General features: G+C 71.9%; 12 protein-coding genes. 6 read left to right on the top strand and 6 right to left on the bottom strand.

What is annotated here, in order from left to right; genetic code table 11:
- Positions 1 to 234: 234 nt before the first annotated feature.
- Positions 235 to 1,203 (bottom strand): magnesium transporter CorA family protein, encoded by a 969-nt coding sequence (locus ACFYSC_RS26265; protein WP_389966784.1) that lies wholly within the window; start codon positions 1,201 to 1,203, stop codon positions 235 to 237.
- Positions 1,204 to 1,526: 323 nt separating this feature from the next.
- Between ACFYSC_RS26265 and ACFYSC_RS26270 the strand changes: the two genes are divergently transcribed.
- Positions 1,527 to 2,114: a hypothetical protein gene (locus ACFYSC_RS26270; RefSeq protein WP_389966787.1), complete on the top strand. Its 588-nt coding sequence runs from the start codon at positions 1,527 to 1,529 to the stop codon at positions 2,112 to 2,114.
- Between the two features lie 118 nt (positions 2,115 to 2,232).
- Here ACFYSC_RS26270 and ACFYSC_RS26275 read toward each other — a convergent pair whose 3' ends face one another.
- Positions 2,233 to 3,612, bottom strand: a complete 1,380-nt coding sequence (locus tag ACFYSC_RS26275) for a benzoate/H(+) symporter BenE family transporter (protein WP_389966790.1) — start codon at positions 3,610 to 3,612, stop codon at positions 2,233 to 2,235.
- A gap of 73 nt (positions 3,613 to 3,685) precedes the next feature.
- Here ACFYSC_RS26275 and ACFYSC_RS26280 point away from each other — a divergent pair, with 73 nt between their 5' ends.
- A complete protein-coding gene (locus ACFYSC_RS26280) occupies positions 3,686 to 4,312 on the top strand; it encodes a helix-turn-helix domain-containing protein (protein WP_389966793.1) in 627 nt (208 codons plus the stop codon).
- Between the two features lie 48 nt (positions 4,313 to 4,360).
- Here ACFYSC_RS26280 and ACFYSC_RS26285 read toward each other — a convergent pair whose 3' ends face one another.
- Positions 4,361 to 5,104, bottom strand: coding sequence for an MBL fold metallo-hydrolase (locus ACFYSC_RS26285; RefSeq protein WP_389966796.1), 744 nt, complete (start codon positions 5,102 to 5,104; stop codon positions 4,361 to 4,363).
- 111 nt (positions 5,105 to 5,215) lie between these two features.
- The gene (locus ACFYSC_RS26290) at positions 5,216 to 5,512 is read right to left on the bottom strand and encodes a DUF1778 domain-containing protein (protein WP_389966799.1); all 297 of its coding nucleotides are present in this window, start codon (positions 5,510 to 5,512) and stop codon (positions 5,216 to 5,218) included.
- A gap of 312 nt (positions 5,513 to 5,824) precedes the next feature.
- On the opposite strand from ACFYSC_RS26290, the gene ACFYSC_RS26295 reads away from it, so the two are divergent.
- Positions 5,825 to 6,673 carry a putative RNA methyltransferase gene (locus ACFYSC_RS26295; protein WP_389966802.1) on the top strand — a complete coding sequence of 283 codons (849 nt, stop codon included), beginning with the start codon at positions 5,825 to 5,827 and terminating at the stop codon, positions 6,671 to 6,673.
- A gap of 173 nt (positions 6,674 to 6,846) precedes the next feature.
- Positions 6,847 to 8,613, top strand: coding sequence for a S9 family peptidase (locus ACFYSC_RS26300; protein WP_389966805.1), 1,767 nt, complete (start codon positions 6,847 to 6,849; stop codon positions 8,611 to 8,613).
- A 49-nt stretch (positions 8,614 to 8,662) separates the two neighbouring features.
- Here ACFYSC_RS26300 and ACFYSC_RS26305 read toward each other — a convergent pair whose 3' ends face one another.
- Positions 8,663 to 10,204 (bottom strand): SpoIIE family protein phosphatase, encoded by a 1,542-nt coding sequence (locus tag ACFYSC_RS26305; RefSeq protein WP_362946510.1) that lies wholly within the window; start codon positions 10,202 to 10,204, stop codon positions 8,663 to 8,665.
- Positions 10,205 to 10,325: 121 nt separating this feature from the next.
- Here ACFYSC_RS26305 and ACFYSC_RS26310 point away from each other — a divergent pair, with 121 nt between their 5' ends.
- Both ACFYSC_RS26310 and ACFYSC_RS26315 read left to right on the top strand, forming a co-directional pair.
- Positions 10,326 to 14,522: a HAMP domain-containing protein gene (locus tag ACFYSC_RS26310; protein ID WP_389966809.1), complete on the top strand. Its 4,197-nt coding sequence runs from the start codon at positions 10,326 to 10,328 to the stop codon at positions 14,520 to 14,522.
- A gap of 3 nt (positions 14,523 to 14,525) precedes the next feature.
- Positions 14,526 to 15,158, top strand: a complete 633-nt coding sequence (locus tag ACFYSC_RS26315) for a two-component system response regulator (RefSeq protein WP_389966812.1) — start codon at positions 14,526 to 14,528, stop codon at positions 15,156 to 15,158.
- A 571-nt stretch (positions 15,159 to 15,729) separates the two neighbouring features.
- Here ACFYSC_RS26315 and ACFYSC_RS26320 read toward each other — a convergent pair.
- Positions 15,730 to 16,506: a MerR family transcriptional regulator gene (locus ACFYSC_RS26320; RefSeq protein ID WP_389966816.1), complete on the bottom strand. Its 777-nt coding sequence runs from the start codon at positions 16,504 to 16,506 to the stop codon at positions 15,730 to 15,732.
- Positions 16,507 to 16,823: the final 317 nt, after the last annotated feature.

Consider the following 16,823-nt stretch of genomic DNA (forward strand, 5'->3'; position numbering starts at 1 on the left):
GCCCAGAAGCTCTGGGGCTACCCGCGCATGTACGGATCACACGAACCGTTTCATCACTTCTGGCGCACCCGGAGGTGAGTCGTCCGGAACACCTGGTCAACCGCGGATGTCCCGTGGGCCGGGAGTGCCCGGTGAGCGGGATGAGCCGCGGGGCGGCGCGGCCGGAACCCGTTCCCCGAGTCCCGGCACGGCGCGGAACCCGCGGGACGGAACCCACGGGACCCGCGCGGAACGTCAGAGCCAGCCCTTCTTCTTGAAGACCACGTACAGGGCGGCCGAGGCCACGAGGATGGCCGCGGTGGAGGTCCAGAAGCCGCCCGGATGGCCGTAGCCGGGATACGGCACGTTCTGGCCGTAGTAACCGGTGATCATCGTGGGCACCGCGACGATGGCCGCCCAGCTCGTGATCTTCTTCATGATGTCGTTGAGCCGGAACCCCTGCTGGTTCATGTGGGCCTCGCGCACGTTGCCCACCAGCTCGCGCAGCGAGTCCGTCCACTCGGCGACGCGCAGCGAGTGGTCGTGGACGTCCTGGTAGTAGGGGGTCAGCACGGGGTCGAGGGTCTCCACGTTCCGGCGCAGCAGGCTGCCCACGACCTCCCGCGTCGGGACCGCCATCCGCCGGAACCGCACCAGCTCCCTGCGCATCTCGTAGGTCTGGCGCTGGATGTGCGCGCGGTCGCCGGGCTGCTCGTCGAAGAGCTCGTCCTCCAGGTCCTCGACCCGGTCGTCCAGCTCCTGGAGGACCTGGAAGTAGCCGTCCACGACGTGGTCGAGCAGGCCGTGCAGCAGGTACTGCACGCCGTACTTGGCCATCGCGCCGTTGGCGTCCCAGCGCCTGACGACGTCGGCGATGTCGAACTCCGCGCTCTCCCTGACGGTGACCAGGGCGTTCTTCGTGACGAAGACCGACAGTTCGATGAGGCCGAGCCGCCCGCCCGCGGACTTCGCCCCGTAGACCGTGAGGAACAGGTGGCTGTCGTAGATGTCCAGCTTGGGACGCTGGTGGCTGTGCAGGGCGTCCTCGACGGCCAGCTCGTGCAGGCCGAGCTCCTCGCTGATCTTCGCCAGGTCGGCGGGGGTGGGGGAACAGAGGTCGAACCACACCACGGCGGACGGATCAGAGACGTGGTCGGAGACCTCGTCCACGGGGAAGCCCTCCGCTTCCAGGACGCCGTCGCGGTACAGGCGGGTACGGTTCATGGCCGTCAACGGTAGCCCGCGCCCCGGCGAGGCGGCATCGCCCCCCGGGCACGGCTCCGGCACCCCGGGCACGGCTCCGGCACCCCGGCGACCGGTTCGTCCGCTCCGGCTCCGCGCGTCCCTGCGCCACCGCCCCGGCGGATCCCGGCCCCCGGCGTCGTTCCCTTCCTGACGACTCCCGTCCGCGCTCCCGCCCAGGTGAGCCCGTGAAACCCCGGCCGCGCCGCCGTTCCCGCGGCTTCCGGTGTCCGGGCCGCGCGCATAATCCCATCTCTCCGGGGCAGAGGCGGGGGCACCACAGACGCAGCCCGAAGTGAGGTCAAATGATAGTTCTGGGACTCCTCATGATCGTACTCGCGGGCGCTGCCGTGATCGCGGTCTCCTGGGACGAGACCGCCACGGCGACCACCCCCGCGTCGTTCACGGTCTTCGACCAGACGATCCAGCTCTCCCAGCTGGAGTTCTTCTTCGCCGGCGCCATCACCGGCGCCGTGTTCCTGCTCGGCCTTTCGATGATCTTCAGCGGGATGCGTCGCGCCTCCGAGAAGCGCCGCCGTTTCCGCGAGACCAAGCTGGAGACGCGTGAGCGCGTCGCCCGCCTGGAGGCCGAGAAGCGGGAGCTGGAGCGCAAGCTGGAAGAGACCCCCGACACCGTGACCACCGCTCACGTGCCCGAGCGCCGGACCCCGGTGTCCGACCGCGACGGCGACGGCGTCGCCGACCGCGCCCCGGTGTCCGGCCTGGACCGCCACGGTGTCGCCGGCCGCGCCCCGGCGCTCGACCGGGACCGCGACGGCATCGACGACCGGAACGAGACGACCGCTCCGCACCCCCGGGTCGACGTGCCCCAGCAGTCCAGCGCCGACCGCCTGGTGGCCGGCCGCCACGGACGCCACGAGACCACCCGGTGACCACGCTCCAGCCTGGTTCACCACGACTTCCTCGCCGGTACGGCCCGCGGGCCGTACCGGCGAGGAGGCGTCCCGGCAGGGGCGCAGGCGGCCCGCTCGCCCGGCGATAGCTCGGCTGTCACCGCTGGGCGAGCCGGGCCTCCTCCCTGGACGCACCGGCCTCCTTCCCGGGGAGCCCAGATCCCCCGGGAGCGCCGGCGCCCTCGGCTCCCTCCCCGGAAGCGCCGATGCCCTCGGCGCCCCCTCCGGCGCCACCTGCGCCCTCGGCGTTCCCCCTGGCACCACCTGCGCCCTCACCGCTCTCACCGGGGTCTCCGTCCTCCTGGACGTTCTCCCCCGGCACGGCCCGGTCCTTCCTCCGGCGGTGCAGGAGCGTCATCGCCCCGCCCGCGACCAGCCCCCAGAAGGCCGCCCCCACCCCGAACAGCGTGAACCCCGAGGCGGTGACCACGAACGTCGCCACCGCCGCCTCCCGGCGCGCCGGGTCCGCCACGGCCGCGGTGACCGCCGAGGCCAGCGCGCCGAGCAGCGCCAGGCCCGCGACGGCCTCGATCAGCACCGGAGGCGAGAGCAGCACCAGCGCCGTGGCCAGACCGGAGCCGAGACCGAGGACGATCATCGATCCCCCGGCGGTGACCGAGGCGATCCACCGGCGTCCGGGATCGGGGCCGGCGTCGGGACCGGCGGCGAGCGCGGCGGTGATGGCCGCCAGGTTCACCGCGTGGCCGCCCAGGGGCGCCCCGGCCGCGGTCGCCAGGCCGGTGCCGACGAGGATGCCGCCCAGCCGCGGGCGGTAGCCGTACCCGGCGAGCACGGCCATGCCCGGCACGTTCTGCGAGGCCATGGTGACCAGGAACAGCGGGAGCGCGATGCTCACCATGGCCTGCGCGCCGAAGGACGGCACGGTCGGCACGACCACCGGGCGCACGTCCACCGCGCCGAGGCCGGGGCCGGTGAGCGCGATCGCCGCGACCGCGACCAGCAGTGCCCCCGGGACCGCCCACGTGCGGGCGAACCTGCTCAGCAACGCCCAGGTCAGCACGACCGGTACGGCCATCGCCGGGATCTCCGCGAGCGCGCGGACCGGTGCGACGCACAGGCCGAGCAGCACTCCGGCGAGCATGGCACTGGCGATGGGGGCGGGGATGGCCGCGATCCAGCGCCCCAGCACGGGGAAGAGCCCGGCGGCCACGACCAGCAGCCCGCACACCGCGAACGCGCCGACCGCGGCGGGGAAGCCGCCCTGCGCCGCACCGGTCGCGACCAGCAGCGCCGCGCCCGGAGTGGACCACGCGATGGTGATCGGCATCCGATGCCGCAGGCCCAGCCAGATCGCCACCACGCCGTTGGCCAGGCAGAGCGCGAGCAGCCCCGACGCCGCCTGCCGCTCGTCGGCGCCCACCGCCCGCAGACCGGCCAGGACGACGGTGAAGGAGCTGGCGAAGCCGACGACCCCGGTGACGAGACCGGCCAGCACCGGTTGCAGAAGACGTGTCATCCTGTGCTCCTCTCCGGGGGTCGCGTACGCTCGTTCCGTAAACGGAACGGCGGCGTGTTGCACGATAGCCCTCATGAAGCCCGGCACACCAGTCCCCCGCCCGGCGCTCGACACGGGCGCCCAAGCCGTCGGACCACGGATCCGCAGGCTGCGCGAGGAGCGCGGCGTCTCCCTGTCCGAGCTGGCCCGGCGCGCCGGCGTGGGCAAGGCGACGCTCTCCGGACTGGAGAACGGCACCCGCAATCCGACCCTGGAGACGCTCTGGGCCGTCACCGCCGAGCTGGGCGTGCCGCTGGCGCTGGCCCTGGGCGCGGACGAGGCCCGGCATGGTCGGCACGGCACCGGGGAGACGGGGACCGCCGGCGCGGCGGGGGCGGTCGTCCACGGCGCCGCCGTACAGGCCGCGTTGCTGGAGGTCTTCCAGGACGAGGCGGTCACCTACGAGCTCTACCGGCTGACGGTCCGGGCGGGGACCGTCCAGACCTCCCCCGCCCACCACGCGGGCGTCACCGAGCACGTCACCGTGTTCGGCGGGACCCTCCGCGCGGGCCCGGCCGACGCGCCCCTGACCGCCGGGCCGGGCGAGCACGTGAGCTGGACGTCCGACGTCCCGCACACCTACGCGGCGGCCGGCGACGAGGACGTCCGCGCGAGCCTGCTCATCCGCTACCCGCGCCGTCCGCCGGCCCCCGGGCGGTGACCCCCGTACGGCCGCCGCCGGACGGGGCTCGTCAGCGGACGGGGCTCGTCAGCGGACGGGGGTGAAGGGCTCGGCGAAGTGGGCGGTGGCGATCAGCCCGTTCTCCGCCCTGACCCGCTCCAGCAGCTCGGTCCGCGTCGCCGCGGCCAGATCGGGGTCGGCGTCGTAGAGGTAGGGCACCTTCGGGTCGGCGAGCTGCACCGGGTGCAGCACCACGTCACCGGTCAGCGTCAGCTCCCCCACCCGGACGACCTGGTGGCCCGGGGTGTGCCCCGGCGCATGGAGCAGCCGGATGCCGGGCAGCACCTCGGTGTCCCCGTCCACCACCCGCACCCGCTCGCCCAGCGGCCGGACCACGTGGTCGAGGACCGCCTCGGCGGCGGTGTCGATCTCCGCCCGCTGCAGGAGGTGGTCGGCGTTGGAGAAGACGGGCACGCCGCCGATCACCGCTCCGCTCGCGTGGTCGCTGTGCAGGTGCGTGATCACCACCGCGTCCACCTCCTCGGGGGCCACCCCCACCCGCGCCAGCTCCGCGCCGAGCGCTCCGGGCGCCGGCGCCCAACTCGCCGCGGGGGAGTCCTCGGGTCCGACCCCGGTGTCCACCAGCACGGTACGGCCGGCCGCGTCGCGCAGCAGGTAGCAGTGGAAGTGCAGGATCCACTCGGCGTCCTCCTGGACGCCGCCGGGGAACAGCTCCGGCAGCGGACGCCGGACATTGCCGCCCATGGGCCCCACGGCGTCGCACAGCGGGAACACCTCGACCCCCGCGACGGTCCTCGGCTCGTGCCGCATCCGGCCCTCCTGCTCACCCGTTCCACCGGATTCCCAGTGATACCGGACATCCACCCCGCCCACCAGCCCCGACGGGGGTTCAGAGCCGCCGGCCCAGGAACCCGTCGCAGATCATCGATCGGAGGCGCAGGACGGGGACGGGACCACATCGAGAACCGTGGGGGCGTCGAGAAGTTCGCGAAGCCTCGGAAGATCCCTCGCAGGCCGGTCCGACAACGCGTCGAAGGCCGCCCACTGCTCCTCGCTCAGCCTGAAGACGGTCCGGTCGGCCAGAGCATGCTCCGCCGCGACGGTCGCCGCGTCCAGGACGAACTCCGGGACGGATCTTCCCTCGGCCGCACTCGCCGCCTCGAACAGCCGCTTCCGCCCGGCGCCGGTCGGGAGACCGATGCCTTCCTCCTTCGCCATGGCAGCAGGGTACGCATGTCGCACACGCATGAGGCGCGGATTCCGGATCAGCCCTCGCCGGACTCCGGCGGGGCCGCCGAGGCCATGCGGCGATGGTCTCGGCTCTGGCGGGGTCGACGTGGCAGCGGGAGGGCATGCGTCTGGCGTCGAGGAGGCAGACCCGCACGTCCACCCGGGTGATCTCACCGTCCGGCAACGGCCGAAGGGGGCGCCCGCCCGTCAGGTGGTGCTCGGGCGTCCGGCTGTTTCCCGGACGGGGGTGTCCTGCGACTACGCTGCGCCGGTAAGGCCGTCCTCGTCGATTGGTTTCCGGTGAGCCTCACAGACGTCGTCGAACACCTCATCTGCCCGGTCTGCGGGGACGGGCTCGGCCTCGGCGACCGGGTGCTCCGCTGCCCGCGCGGGCACGCCTTCGACGTCGCCCGGCAGGGGTACGTCAGCCTGCTGACCGGCTCCCAGGCGCCCGGCACGGCCGACAGCGCCGCCATGGTGGCGGCCAGGGACTCCTTCCTCGGCGCCGGGCACTTCGCGCCGCTGGTGGAGGCCGTCGCCGCGGCCTGCCGTACCGGCAGGGAGGCGGCGGACGTGCGGGTGGTGGCGGACGCGGGCGCGGGGACGGGCCACTACCTCGCCGGGGCGCTCGACCGGCTGCCCGGGGCGGTAGGCATCGCGCTGGACGTCTCCAAGAACGCGATCAGGCGGGCGGCGCGGGCGCATCCCCGGCTGGGGGCGGTGGTGGCCGACGTGTGGCGGCCGCTGCCCGTCCGCGACGGCGCGGCGGACGTGATCCTCAACGTGTTCGCGCCCCGCAACGGGCCGGAGTTCGCCCGGGTGCTCGGGCCCGGCGGGACGCTGGTCGTGGTCACCCCCACGCCGCGGCACCTGCGGCCGCTGGTGGGACGGCTGGGCCTGCTGTCTGTGGACGAGGACAAGGAGCGGCGGGTGGCCGCGAGCCTGGGCGACCGGTTCACCGAGGCGGAGCGGAGCGTCCACGAGTTCGAGATGGCGCTCGGCCGCGCGGCGGTGGAGGCCGTCGTGGGCATGGGGCCGAGCGCCTGGCACACCGATCCGGAGAATATGCACCATGAAATTGCAAAACTTCCGGAAACGAACTATGTGACGGCTTCTTTTCGCATGTCTATCTTTCAGCGGAGCCCGTGAGCAAGGGCCCGGCTTGACAGCGGCCTATGGGGCGCATGTTACTCAAGTGACATATAGTCCGAAATTGCCACACATTAGCCGCGCGAAACACGGGGCGAACCGACATACTGGACGGCAATCCGGCGATCCCCACGCCTGGATCACAGCCATGCCGTGACGGAGGGAAGCGCCGTATGCAGGCCGAGGAACGCTGGCGGACCAGGTTCCGGGCGCCGCGCGCGACGCTGCCCGTGTGGGCGCCCCAGGCCCCCGCGCGGGCGGTCTACCGCAGCAACGCCTCGGGCACCTGGGAGGTCTACGCCTGGGACCGTTCGACGGGCTCCGTCCGCCAGGCGACCTCCCGCCCCAAGGGCACCTCGCACGGCGTGATCGACCCCTCCGGCCGGTGGATCTGGTGGTTCGCCGACACCGACGGCGACGAATGGGGCCGGTGGATGCGCCAGCCCTTCGGCGGCGGCCCCGACGAGCCGGTCGATCTCCCGCCCGGCGCCCCGGCCGGCCTCGCCCTGTCCGCGACGGGCGAGGCGGCGGTCGGCATGGCCCGGCCCGGCGAGGGCTTCACGATCCACCTCGTCCGGCCCGGCCACCCCGCGCGAGTGATCTACGAGCACGCCGAGGCCGCCTCCGTCGCCGCCATGTCGCTGGACGGCTCGCTGATCGCGATCAGCCACAGCGAGCACGGCGACTCCCGCCACCCGGCGCTGCGCGTGCTGCGCCCGAACGGCGAGACCGTCGGCGAACTGCACGACGGCCCCGGCCGGGGCGTCCTCGGCCTGCGCTTCGCCCCGCTCCACGGCGACCGCAGACTGCTCGCCCTGCACGAGCGCAGGGGACGCCGCGAGCCGCTGGTCTGGGACCCCGAGAGCGACGAGCAGCGTGAGATCTGGCTGCGCGACCCCGGTGAGATCACCGCCGAATGGTACGGCGACGCCCGCTCCCTGCTCATCGTCCGCGCCAACCGCGGCCGCACCTACCTGCACCGCTACGACCTGGCGGGCGGCCGCCTCTTCCCCGTCGAGACCAGGCTCGGCGTGATCGACGCCGCCGTCCCGCGGCCCGACGGCTCGGTGGAGTACTCCTGGTCCAGCGGAGCCCACCCGCCGGTGATCCGCTCCAGCAACGGCAACGTGGTGATCAGCCACGGCGGGCCGACCCCGCCCCCGTCCGTCCCGGTCCAGGATCTCGACGTCCTGGGTCCCGGCGGGCGCGTCCACGCCCTGGTGTCCCGCCCCGAGCACGGCTCGGGGCCGCTTCCGGCGGTCTTCCTGCTGCACGGCGGGCCGGGCAAGCACGACGACGACTCGTTCCTGCCGCAGGTGGCCGCGTGGGTCGACCTCGGCCTCGCGGTCGTCCGGGTCAACTACCGGGGCTCCACCGGGTACGGCTCCGCCTGGCGGGACGCCCTGGTCGGCGACGTCGGCCACATCGAGCTGTCCGACGTCGCGACCGTCCGGGACGCGCTGGTGGCGCAGGGGGCCGTCGACCCCGGACGTCTGGTGCTGGCCGGCGCCTCCTGGGGCGGATATCTCACGCTGCTCGGCCTCGGCACCCAGCCCGGGATGTGGGCGGCGGGCGTCGCGGCGGTGCCGCTCACCGACCACACGGCCGCCTACGCGTCCGAGCCGGAGGCGCTGCGGGCCTACCACCGCGCGCTGTTCGGCGGCCCGCCCGGCGAACACCCCGAGCGCTACGCCGCCAGCTCCCCGATCACCTACGCCGACCGGGTCGAGGCGCCGTTGCTGATCCTGGCCGGGGAGAACGACCCGCGCTGCCCCATCGGCCAGGTCGAGAGCTACGTCGCCCGGCTGGCCGGGCGCGGCCACGAACACGAGGTCTACCGGTACGACGCGGGCCACGGCTCGCTGGTCGTCGCCGAGCGGATCACGCAGATGGCGATCCAGCTCGAGTTCATCCGGAAACACGTCAAGCTGGACGACTGACGCGCCGCTCCGCCGTACCGGCGGGCGCACCCGGCCGCGGGATCGGTGCTCAGCGGGCGCGCAGGACCACGATCGCCATGTCGTCGGCGCTCGGGTCGGGCGCGAAGTCCTGTACGGCGCGGCGGATCCGCTCGGCGACCGCCCGCGCCGACAACCCCACGCACTCGGCGAACAGCTTGGCCAGCCCGCCGTCGTCGTCGAGCAGCCTGCCGTCACGGCGACGCTCGGTGACCCCGTCGGTCACCGCAAGCAGGACGTCACCCGGGTCGAGGTGGACCGTCTCGGCCTTGAACTCCGCCTCGGGGAAGACGCCCAGCAGCGTCTGGGAGGTCACCACCGTCTCCACCAGACCGCTCGGCCGCAGCCGCAGCGCCTCCGGGTGACCGGCCGAGACCAGCGACGCGTCGAATCCGGACGCGGCGGGCACGAGCTCCCCGTGCAGCAGGGTCAGGAAGCGCGCCCGGTCGCCCTCGTCCAGGATCGCCTGGTTGAGCCGGTCGAGGACGGCGGCTATGCCGTACCCCTCGCGGGCGAGCAGGCGCAGGGTGTGCCGGGCCAGGCCGGTGACCGCGGCGGCCTCGGGACCGGTGCCGCAGACGTCGCCGACCGCGAAACGCCAGGCGCCGTCACGGGCCGCGAACAGGTCGTAGAAGTCGCCGCCGACCTCGTTGGTCTCGCCGGCGGGCTCGTAGACCACCGCGGGGTCGAGGCCGGGGATCTCACCGGGCTCGCCCGGCGGGAGCAGGCTGCGCTGGAGCGCGCGGTTGGCCGCCGCCTGCGTGGCGTAGAGGCGGGCGTTGTCCAGCGCCAGGGCCGCACGGCGGCCGATGTCCTCGGCGTACTGGAAGGCGTCCTCGGCGAAGCGGTCGGGCCGGCCCAGGCACATCACGCCCAGGGCGCGCCCCCGGGCCAGGAGCGGGATCACCAGCATCTGGGAGTCGCCGACCTGGAGGACGCCGCCGGACTGCGGGATCTGCACCGTGTCCAGCTCGTCGCGCAGCGCGTCGATGCGCCGTTCGTCGGCGTGCCACACGTACGCCGGGCGCTGCGGGCCGCCGCCCTCGTCGGCCCAGGTGTAGACGGCGCACCAGCTGGCCAGCCGGGGCACCACGATCTGCGAGATGATCGCCGGCACCATGTCCGGGTCGAGGGTGCCGGCCAGCAGGTCGCTGGCGTTGGCCAGGAAGCCCATCCACAGCGGGCCCCTGCCCGACTCCGCGATCTCCCACTCACCGGTCGCCGGGCCGCCCGCCTCGGGCAGCCGCAGCCGCGCCCAGTGGATACGGGCCTGACCTGCGAAGGTGACTCCCCACTCCTCCACAGGTACGGTGGGAGGAGCAGGGGTCTTCTCAGGAACACCCCGCTGGCGGACCTCGATCTGGACGCTGTCTCCCAGGTGGCTCCAGACGACCTCGAACGGCTCGTCGACCACCTGCGAGGAGAGTTCTCCCGCCAGATGTTCGGCCGACGCCGTCACGGACACGGCCGCCCAGGCGGTCATCACCTCCGTGGTGAACCGTCTGGCGGCGAGGACGGCCGTGTCTGCTGGGGCGAAAGCCGCAGCCAGGACGGCTCGGGGAGCGTTAGTCATTGCCTCGTGCCTATCACACTTGACGGCGGCATGGGGTAATTCGAAGGCAGGACTCCGGGTTGCGCACCGTGACAGACTGGGATGACTCACGGACGCGCCCCCCGGGAGTCAAGGAGGTCTCATGACCACGGCCGACACCGTGTCCCACGCCGAGGAGCGGCGATACAGCGAATCGGACCTCAGGCCGATCCTGCAGACACTCATCACCTGGCGCGACGGCGACTTCCGCCGCCGCGTCCCGCACGCTCCCCCCGGGATCCTGAGTGAGATCCGCCTCCTGCTGAACGAGGTCGCCGACCGCCGTGAGCACCTGGCCAACGAGCTGCACCGCGTCCGCCGCGAGGTGGTGCGGGAGGGCCGGTTCGGCGAGCGCCTCACCCCCGGCCCCGGCGTCGGTTCCTGGGCGGAGAGCGTCGACTCGGTGAACCTGCTGATCGACGCCCTCGTGGGGCCGGTCACCGGCGCGGCCGACGTGATCGACGCGGTCGCCAAGGGCGATCTGTCCCGCCGGATCGACCTCAGCCGGGGCACCCGGGGCGAGGTGCGCCGCCTCGGCAAGGCCATCAACGGCATGGTCGACCAGCTCTCCCTGTTCACCTCCGAGGTGACGCGCGTCGCCCGCGAGGTCGGCACCGAGGGCCGCCTGGGCGGACGGGCCAACGTGCGGGGCATGTCGGGGAGCTGGCGCGACCTCACCGAGGCCGTGAACACGATGTCCAGCCGCGTCTCCGCGCAGGTCCGCGACATCGCGCTGGTCACCACCGCGGTCGCCAAGGGCGACCTGAGCCGTACGGTCACCGTCGACGCGGTCGGCGAGATGTTCGAGCTGAAGAACACCGTCAACACCATGGTCGACCAGCTCTCGGCCTTCGCCGAGGAGGTCACCCGCGTCGCCCGCGAGGTCGGCACCGAAGGCCAGCTCGGCGGCCAGGCCCGGGTGCGCGGCGTGTCGGGCGTGTGGAAGGACCTCACCGACAACGTCAACGTCATGGCGAGCAACCTCACCACGCAGGTGCGCGCCATCGCCGACGTGTCCACCGCGGTGGCGCGGGGCGACCTGTCGAAGAAGATCACCGCGGACGCGCAGGGTGAGATCCTTCAGCTCAAGGACACCCTGAACACCATGGTCGACCAGCTGTCGATGTTCGCCGACGAGGTCACCCGCGTCGCCCGCGAGGTCGGCACCGAAGGCCAGCTCGGCGGCCAGGCCCGGGTGCGCGGCGTGTCGGGCGTGTGGAAGGACCTCACCGACAACGTCAACTCCATGGCCAACAACCTGACCTACCAGGTGCGCAACATCGCCGAGGTCACCACCGCCGTCGCCAACGGGGACCTGACGCGCAAGATCGACGTGGACGCGCAGGGTGAGATCCTCGCCCTGAAGACCACCATCAACACCATGGTCGACCAGCTGTCCTCCTTCGCCTCCGAGGTCAGCCGCGTCGCCCGCGAGGTCGGCTCCGAGGGACAGCTCGGCGGCCAGGCGCAGGTGCACGGCGTGTCGGGAGTCTGGAAGGACCTCACCGACAACGTCAACGTCATGGCCAACAACCTCACCACCCAGGTGCGGCAGATCGCGGCCGTCTCCACCGCGGTGGCCCAGGGCAACCTGTCGAAGAAGATCACCGCGGACGCCGCGGGTGAGATCCTTCAGCTCAAGGACACCCTGAACACCATGGTCGACCAGCTGTCGATGTTCGCCGACGAGGTCACCCGCGTCGCCCGCGAGGTCGGCACCGAAGGCCAGCTCGGCGGCCAGGCCCGCGTCCGCGGCGTGTCGGGCGTCTGGCAGGACCTCACCGACAACGTCAACTCCATGGCCAACAACCTGACCTACCAGGTGCGCAACATCGCCGAGGTCACCACCGCCGTCGCCAGCGGCAACCTCACCCGGAAGATCGACGTGAACGCCCAGGGTGAGATCCTCGCCCTGAAGACCACCATCAACACCATGGTCGACCAGCTGTCCTCCTTCGCCTCCGAGGTCAGCCGCGTCGCCCGCGAGGTCGGCTCCGAGGGCAAGCTCGGCGGTCAGGCCCGCGTCGAGGGCGCCGAGGGCATCTGGAAGCGGCTCACCGCGAACGTCAACGAGCTGGCCGGCCGCCTGACCACCCAGGTCCGCGCGATCGCCGAGGTCACCACCGCCGTCGCCCGCGGCGACCTGACCCGCTCCATCACCGTCGACGCCGAGGGCGAGATCGGCGAGCTGAAGGACAACATCAACACGATGGTGTCGGTGCTGCGCGACACCACCACCGCCAACCAGGAACAGGACTGGCTCAAGTCCAACCTGGCCCGCATCTCCCGCCTCATGCAGGGCCACCGCGACCTGATGGAGGTCGCCAGGCTCATCATGGGCGAGCTGACCCCGCTGGTCTCCGCCCGCTACGGCGCCTTCTACCTCGCCGACGCCTCCGGCGACCTCCATCTGATCGCCGGGTACGGCACGCGCCCCGGCTCCGGCGCCCGGGAGCACTTCCCGGTCGGCCAGGGCATCGTGGGGCAGGCCGCCCAGGAGGGCAGGCGGATCGTCCTGGACGACGTGCCCGCGAAGTACCTCACCGTGGACACCGGCCTCAGCTCCTCCTCCCCCGCCCAGATCGTCGTGCTGCCCATCCTGTTCGAGACGCAGGTCCTCGGCGTGCTGGAGCTGGCCTCGTTCCGCCAGTTCGGCGAGGTCCACCATGACTTCATGACCCAGCTCGTCGAGACCATCGGCGTCACGATGAACACGATCATGGCGAACTCCCGCACCGAGGACCTGCTGACCGAGTCGCAGCGCCTCACCACCGAGCTGCAGGAGCGCTCCGACGAACTCCAGAGGCAGCAGGAGGAGCTGCGCCGCTCCAACGCCGAACTGGAGGAGAAGGCCGCGCTGCTGGCCAAGCAGAACCGCGCCATCGAGATCCAGAACTTCCAGATCGAGCAGGCCCGCCGGACGCTGGAGGAGCGCGCCGAGCAGCTCGCGGTCTCCTCGCGCTACAAGTCCGAGTTCCTCGCCAACATGTCGCACGAGCTGCGCACCCCGCTGAACAGCCTGCTGGTGCTGGCCAAGCTGCTCACCGAGAACACCGAGGGCAACCTCACCGTCCAGCAGGTCGAGTTCGCCCGGACCATCCACGGCGCGGGCTCGGCCCTGCTCCAGCTCATCAACGACATCCTCGACCTGTCCAAGGTCGAGGCCGGGCGGATGGACATCCACCCCCAGCAGATCTCCCTGCCCAAGCTCGTCGACTACTTCGAGGCCACCTTCGCCCCCGTGGCGCATGACAAGGGCCTGTCGTTCGCGGTCGAGGCCGACCCTTCGGTCCCGCAGGAGATCCGTACCGACGAGCAGCGCCTCCAGCAGGTGCTGCGCAACCTGCTGTCCAACGCGATGAAGTTCACCCCCAACGGTGAGGTGCGGCTGCGCGTGAGCCACGCGCAGCCCGGCGTGACCTTCGTGGACGACACCCTGCGCGGCGCCGCCGGCATCCTCGCCTTCGAGGTCGTGGACACCGGCATCGGCATCGCCGCCGACAAGCAGGAGGTCATCTTCGAGGCGTTCCGCCAGGCCGACGGCACCACCAGCCGCAAGTACGGCGGGACGGGCCTGGGCCTGTCCATCTGCCGGGAGATCGCCCGCCTGCTCGGCGGTGAGATCCACGTGATCAGCGAGGTCGGGAAGGGAAGCACCTTCACCCTCTACCTCCCGCCGGTCTACAGCGGCCCGCTGTCGTCGCGCGACGGCGGAGCCGCCGTGCCGTCCGTCTCCGCCCCGCCCCACGACGAGACGCCCGTCCTCGTGCCGGACGAGACGCCGGTGGAGCCGCCGATCCAGCTGCCCGAGCTGGAGGCGATGCTGCCGGGGAGCCTGCCGGCCCCGAACCCCTGGCAGAGCGAGACGAAGCCCTGGAAGGGCGACGACCCGCTCACCGGCGCCAAAATCCTGATCGTGGACGACGACATCCGCAACGTCTTCGCGCTGACCAGCGTGCTCGAACGGTACGGTTCCACGGTCATCTACGCCGAGAACGGGCGTGAGGGCATCGAACAGCTCGAACGCAACGAGGACGTGGCGCTCGTGCTGATGGACATCATGATGCCCGAGATGGACGGTTGGGCCACCACATCCGCGATACGCCAGATGCCGCAGTTCGCCGATCTGCCGATTATCGCGCTAACCGCTAAGGTCATGCACGGCGATCGGGAGAAGAGCATCGCGTCCGGCGCCTCCGACTACGTGCCGAAGCCCGTGGACGTCGACCGCCTGCTGGAACGCCTGCGCGGCTGGCTGAGCCGCGGCAAGGCGGCCGACGACTCCCACGAAGGGGCCTGATCGATGTCCGACCGAGCGAAGATCCTCCTGGTTGACGACCGGGAAGAGAACCTGATCGCGCTCGAGGCCATCCTCAGCTCACTCGACCTCGTCCCCGTGCGGGCGAGGTCGGGCGAGGAGGCGCTGAAGGCTCTGCTCAACACGGAGTTCGCGCTCATCCTCCTGGACGTCCGCATGCCCGGCATGGACGGGTTCGAGACCGCCGCCCACATCAAGCGGCGCGAACGCACCCGCAACATCCCGATCATCTTCCTGACCGTCGTCGACAGCGCCCCCGACTACGCCTTCCGCAGCTACTCCGCCGGCGCCGTCGACTACCTCACCAAGCCGTTCGACCCGTGGGTGCTGCGGGCGAAGGTCGCGGTGTTCGTCGAGCTCTACAACATGAACCGCCGCCTGACCGAGCAGGCGTCCATGCTCCGCGACCGGCTCGCCGGCGAACTGCCCCCGGGCGACGCCTCCGACCAGGGGGCCGTGCTCCCGGAGCTGTCGAGGCGCCTGGCCGCGGTGGAGGACGAGTTCATCCGGGTCGGCGAGCTGGCCCGCAAAACCGGCGACCCCAGCCTCACCGGCGCCCTGGCCGACCTCTCCCACCGCCTCGACCACCTCCGCGCCGGCCTCGACGCCCTCTCCTGAACACGTCCCGGCTCTGAGGCTTTTCCCGCTCGGGATGTTTCCCTGTGGCTTGGGCGGGTCGGTGGTTGCCGGGTCGGGCGATGGCGCGTGCTCTCAGGTTGGGGCGTTTCCTGCCCGGTGGCATTTCTGTGGGTTTGGGCGGGGCGCTGCTTGCCGTGTTGGTCGGTGGCGCGTGCTTTTAGGTTGGGGCGTTTCCTGCCCGGTGGCATTTCTGTGGGTTTGGGCGGGGCGCTGCTTGCCGTGTTGGTCGGTGGTGCGCGCTGCGGTGGGTGGGTGTTCCGGCCGGCGTTGTGGCTGGGCTCTGGTGCCGACCGGCCTTCGGCCTTGGTGTCGGGCGCGGTGGTTTCTGGCGTTTTGAAGCCGGCCGGAACACCCACCCACCTCCGCGCCATGCCTGCCCCGGCCGTACGGATGACCCGCCGTAGCGTCTCCCTTTCCGCGGGCCGACGGTTCCCGCCGATGCTGAAGCGACCTGTTGCTCCCCGCTCGGAGCGGGTCACCGTAGCCTTGCGGCCACACTGACGGGGGAGAGCGCAGGGCCGGGCGCCGTAGCCCCTCCCTTACGGACCGCTCAGTGAGCGGTGGTCCGCGCGCGTTCCAGGTATGCCAGGAGTTCGACCATCTTCTCGGTCGGCCAGGGCAGGCGGGCGCTGAGCTGGTCGCTGCGCTCCTGCCACATCCGCCGGGCCGCCGCCCTGGTCTGTTCTCCCCTGGCCTCTTCGGCGTGGAAGGGGGTGGCCAGTTCGTCCCAGCGCCGGACGAGTTCCTGTACCTGCGGGTCGTCGACAGGGGTGCCGTCCTGCACATGCCCCAGGAGTCGCCCGACCAGCTCGACGAAGCGGGCCTTGGCCTCCTCGACGGCCTCGGCACCCAGCTCGCCGCGGCGGCGGGCGAGTTCCTCGCGTTGCTCCCGTGTGAAGTAGGCGTCCAGCATCGAGATCATCTCCAGGGTCGTCATGAACTGGTCCGGATCGGGCATCGACGCCTCGTCGAGCTGTCGCAGCAGCCCGTGGATCTGTTCGATCAGCTGTCGGATCCGTTCCGCCTGGAACGTCAGCTGCCGCAGCTGGGTCATCAGGAGAGTCCGCATCGCCGCCGGATCTTCCGACGAAGGCGTGAGCACCTCCTTGATCTCATCCAGCGACATGCCCAGCGCCCGCAGCGTCCGCACCCGATACAGCCGCCGTAGGTCAGCCGCGGTGTACCGGCGATGACCCGACGCTGTGCGTTCGCCGGATCGCAGTACGCCGATCTCGTCATAGTGCCGCAGCGTGCGCACCGTGACACCACTGGCCTGAGCCAGTTCACCGATGCTCCACCGGCGTGCGGTGGCGTCTTCCCCGATCACGTCAGTAACGCTAAGACCTCACGCGACGAGAGGTTCAAGCCCCACCTTCCTCCCTCGGATTGCTCTTTCGGCCCCCGCTCTCTTGTCTCCGGAGCGAGATGGCTTCTCCGAGGCGGGGCCGTGGGAGGCCCGTGTTCCTGCCCCGGAGGTGAACCATGGGAGACCAGCGCTTCTGCTCCCCGGACCGGAGCCGTGGATGACCGGGAAGAGCGAATGAGCAGGAAGTGAGCAGGAAGGCGGGGGCGGGGGCCGTGGGCGGTCCGTAAGGGAGGGGCTACGGCGCCCGGCCCTGCGCTCTCCCCCGTCAGTGTGGCCGC

It is taken from the genome of Streptosporangium sp. NPDC004379 (assembly GCF_042873875.1).
In the GTDB taxonomy this organism is placed as follows: domain Bacteria; phylum Actinomycetota; class Actinomycetes; order Streptosporangiales; family Streptosporangiaceae; genus Streptosporangium.

Excerpts from the sequence above, each read along its gene's own strand:
- ACFYSC_RS26265 (WP_389966784.1), bottom strand. The coding sequence starts at position 1,203 with ATGAACCGTACCCGCCTGTACCGCGACGGCGTCCTGGAAGCGGAGGGC.
- ACFYSC_RS26270 (WP_389966787.1), top strand. The coding sequence starts at position 1,527 with ATGATAGTTCTGGGACTCCTCATGATCGTACTCGCGGGCGCTGCCGTG.
- ACFYSC_RS26275 (WP_389966790.1), bottom strand. The coding sequence starts at position 3,612 with ATGACACGTCTTCTGCAACCGGTGCTGGCCGGTCTCGTCACCGGGGTC.
- ACFYSC_RS26280 (WP_389966793.1), top strand. The coding sequence starts at position 3,686 with ATGAAGCCCGGCACACCAGTCCCCCGCCCGGCGCTCGACACGGGCGCC.
- ACFYSC_RS26285 (WP_389966796.1), bottom strand. The coding sequence starts at position 5,104 with ATGCGGCACGAGCCGAGGACCGTCGCGGGGGTCGAGGTGTTCCCGCTG.
- ACFYSC_RS26290 (WP_389966799.1), bottom strand. The coding sequence starts at position 5,512 with ATGGCGAAGGAGGAAGGCATCGGTCTCCCGACCGGCGCCGGGCGGAAG.
- ACFYSC_RS26300 (WP_389966805.1), top strand. The coding sequence starts at position 6,847 with ATGCAGGCCGAGGAACGCTGGCGGACCAGGTTCCGGGCGCCGCGCGCG.
- ACFYSC_RS26305 (WP_362946510.1), bottom strand. The coding sequence starts at position 10,204 with ATGACTAACGCTCCCCGAGCCGTCCTGGCTGCGGCTTTCGCCCCAGCA.
- ACFYSC_RS26310 (WP_389966809.1), top strand. The coding sequence starts at position 10,326 with ATGACCACGGCCGACACCGTGTCCCACGCCGAGGAGCGGCGATACAGC.
- ACFYSC_RS26315 (WP_389966812.1), top strand. The coding sequence starts at position 14,526 with ATGTCCGACCGAGCGAAGATCCTCCTGGTTGACGACCGGGAAGAGAAC.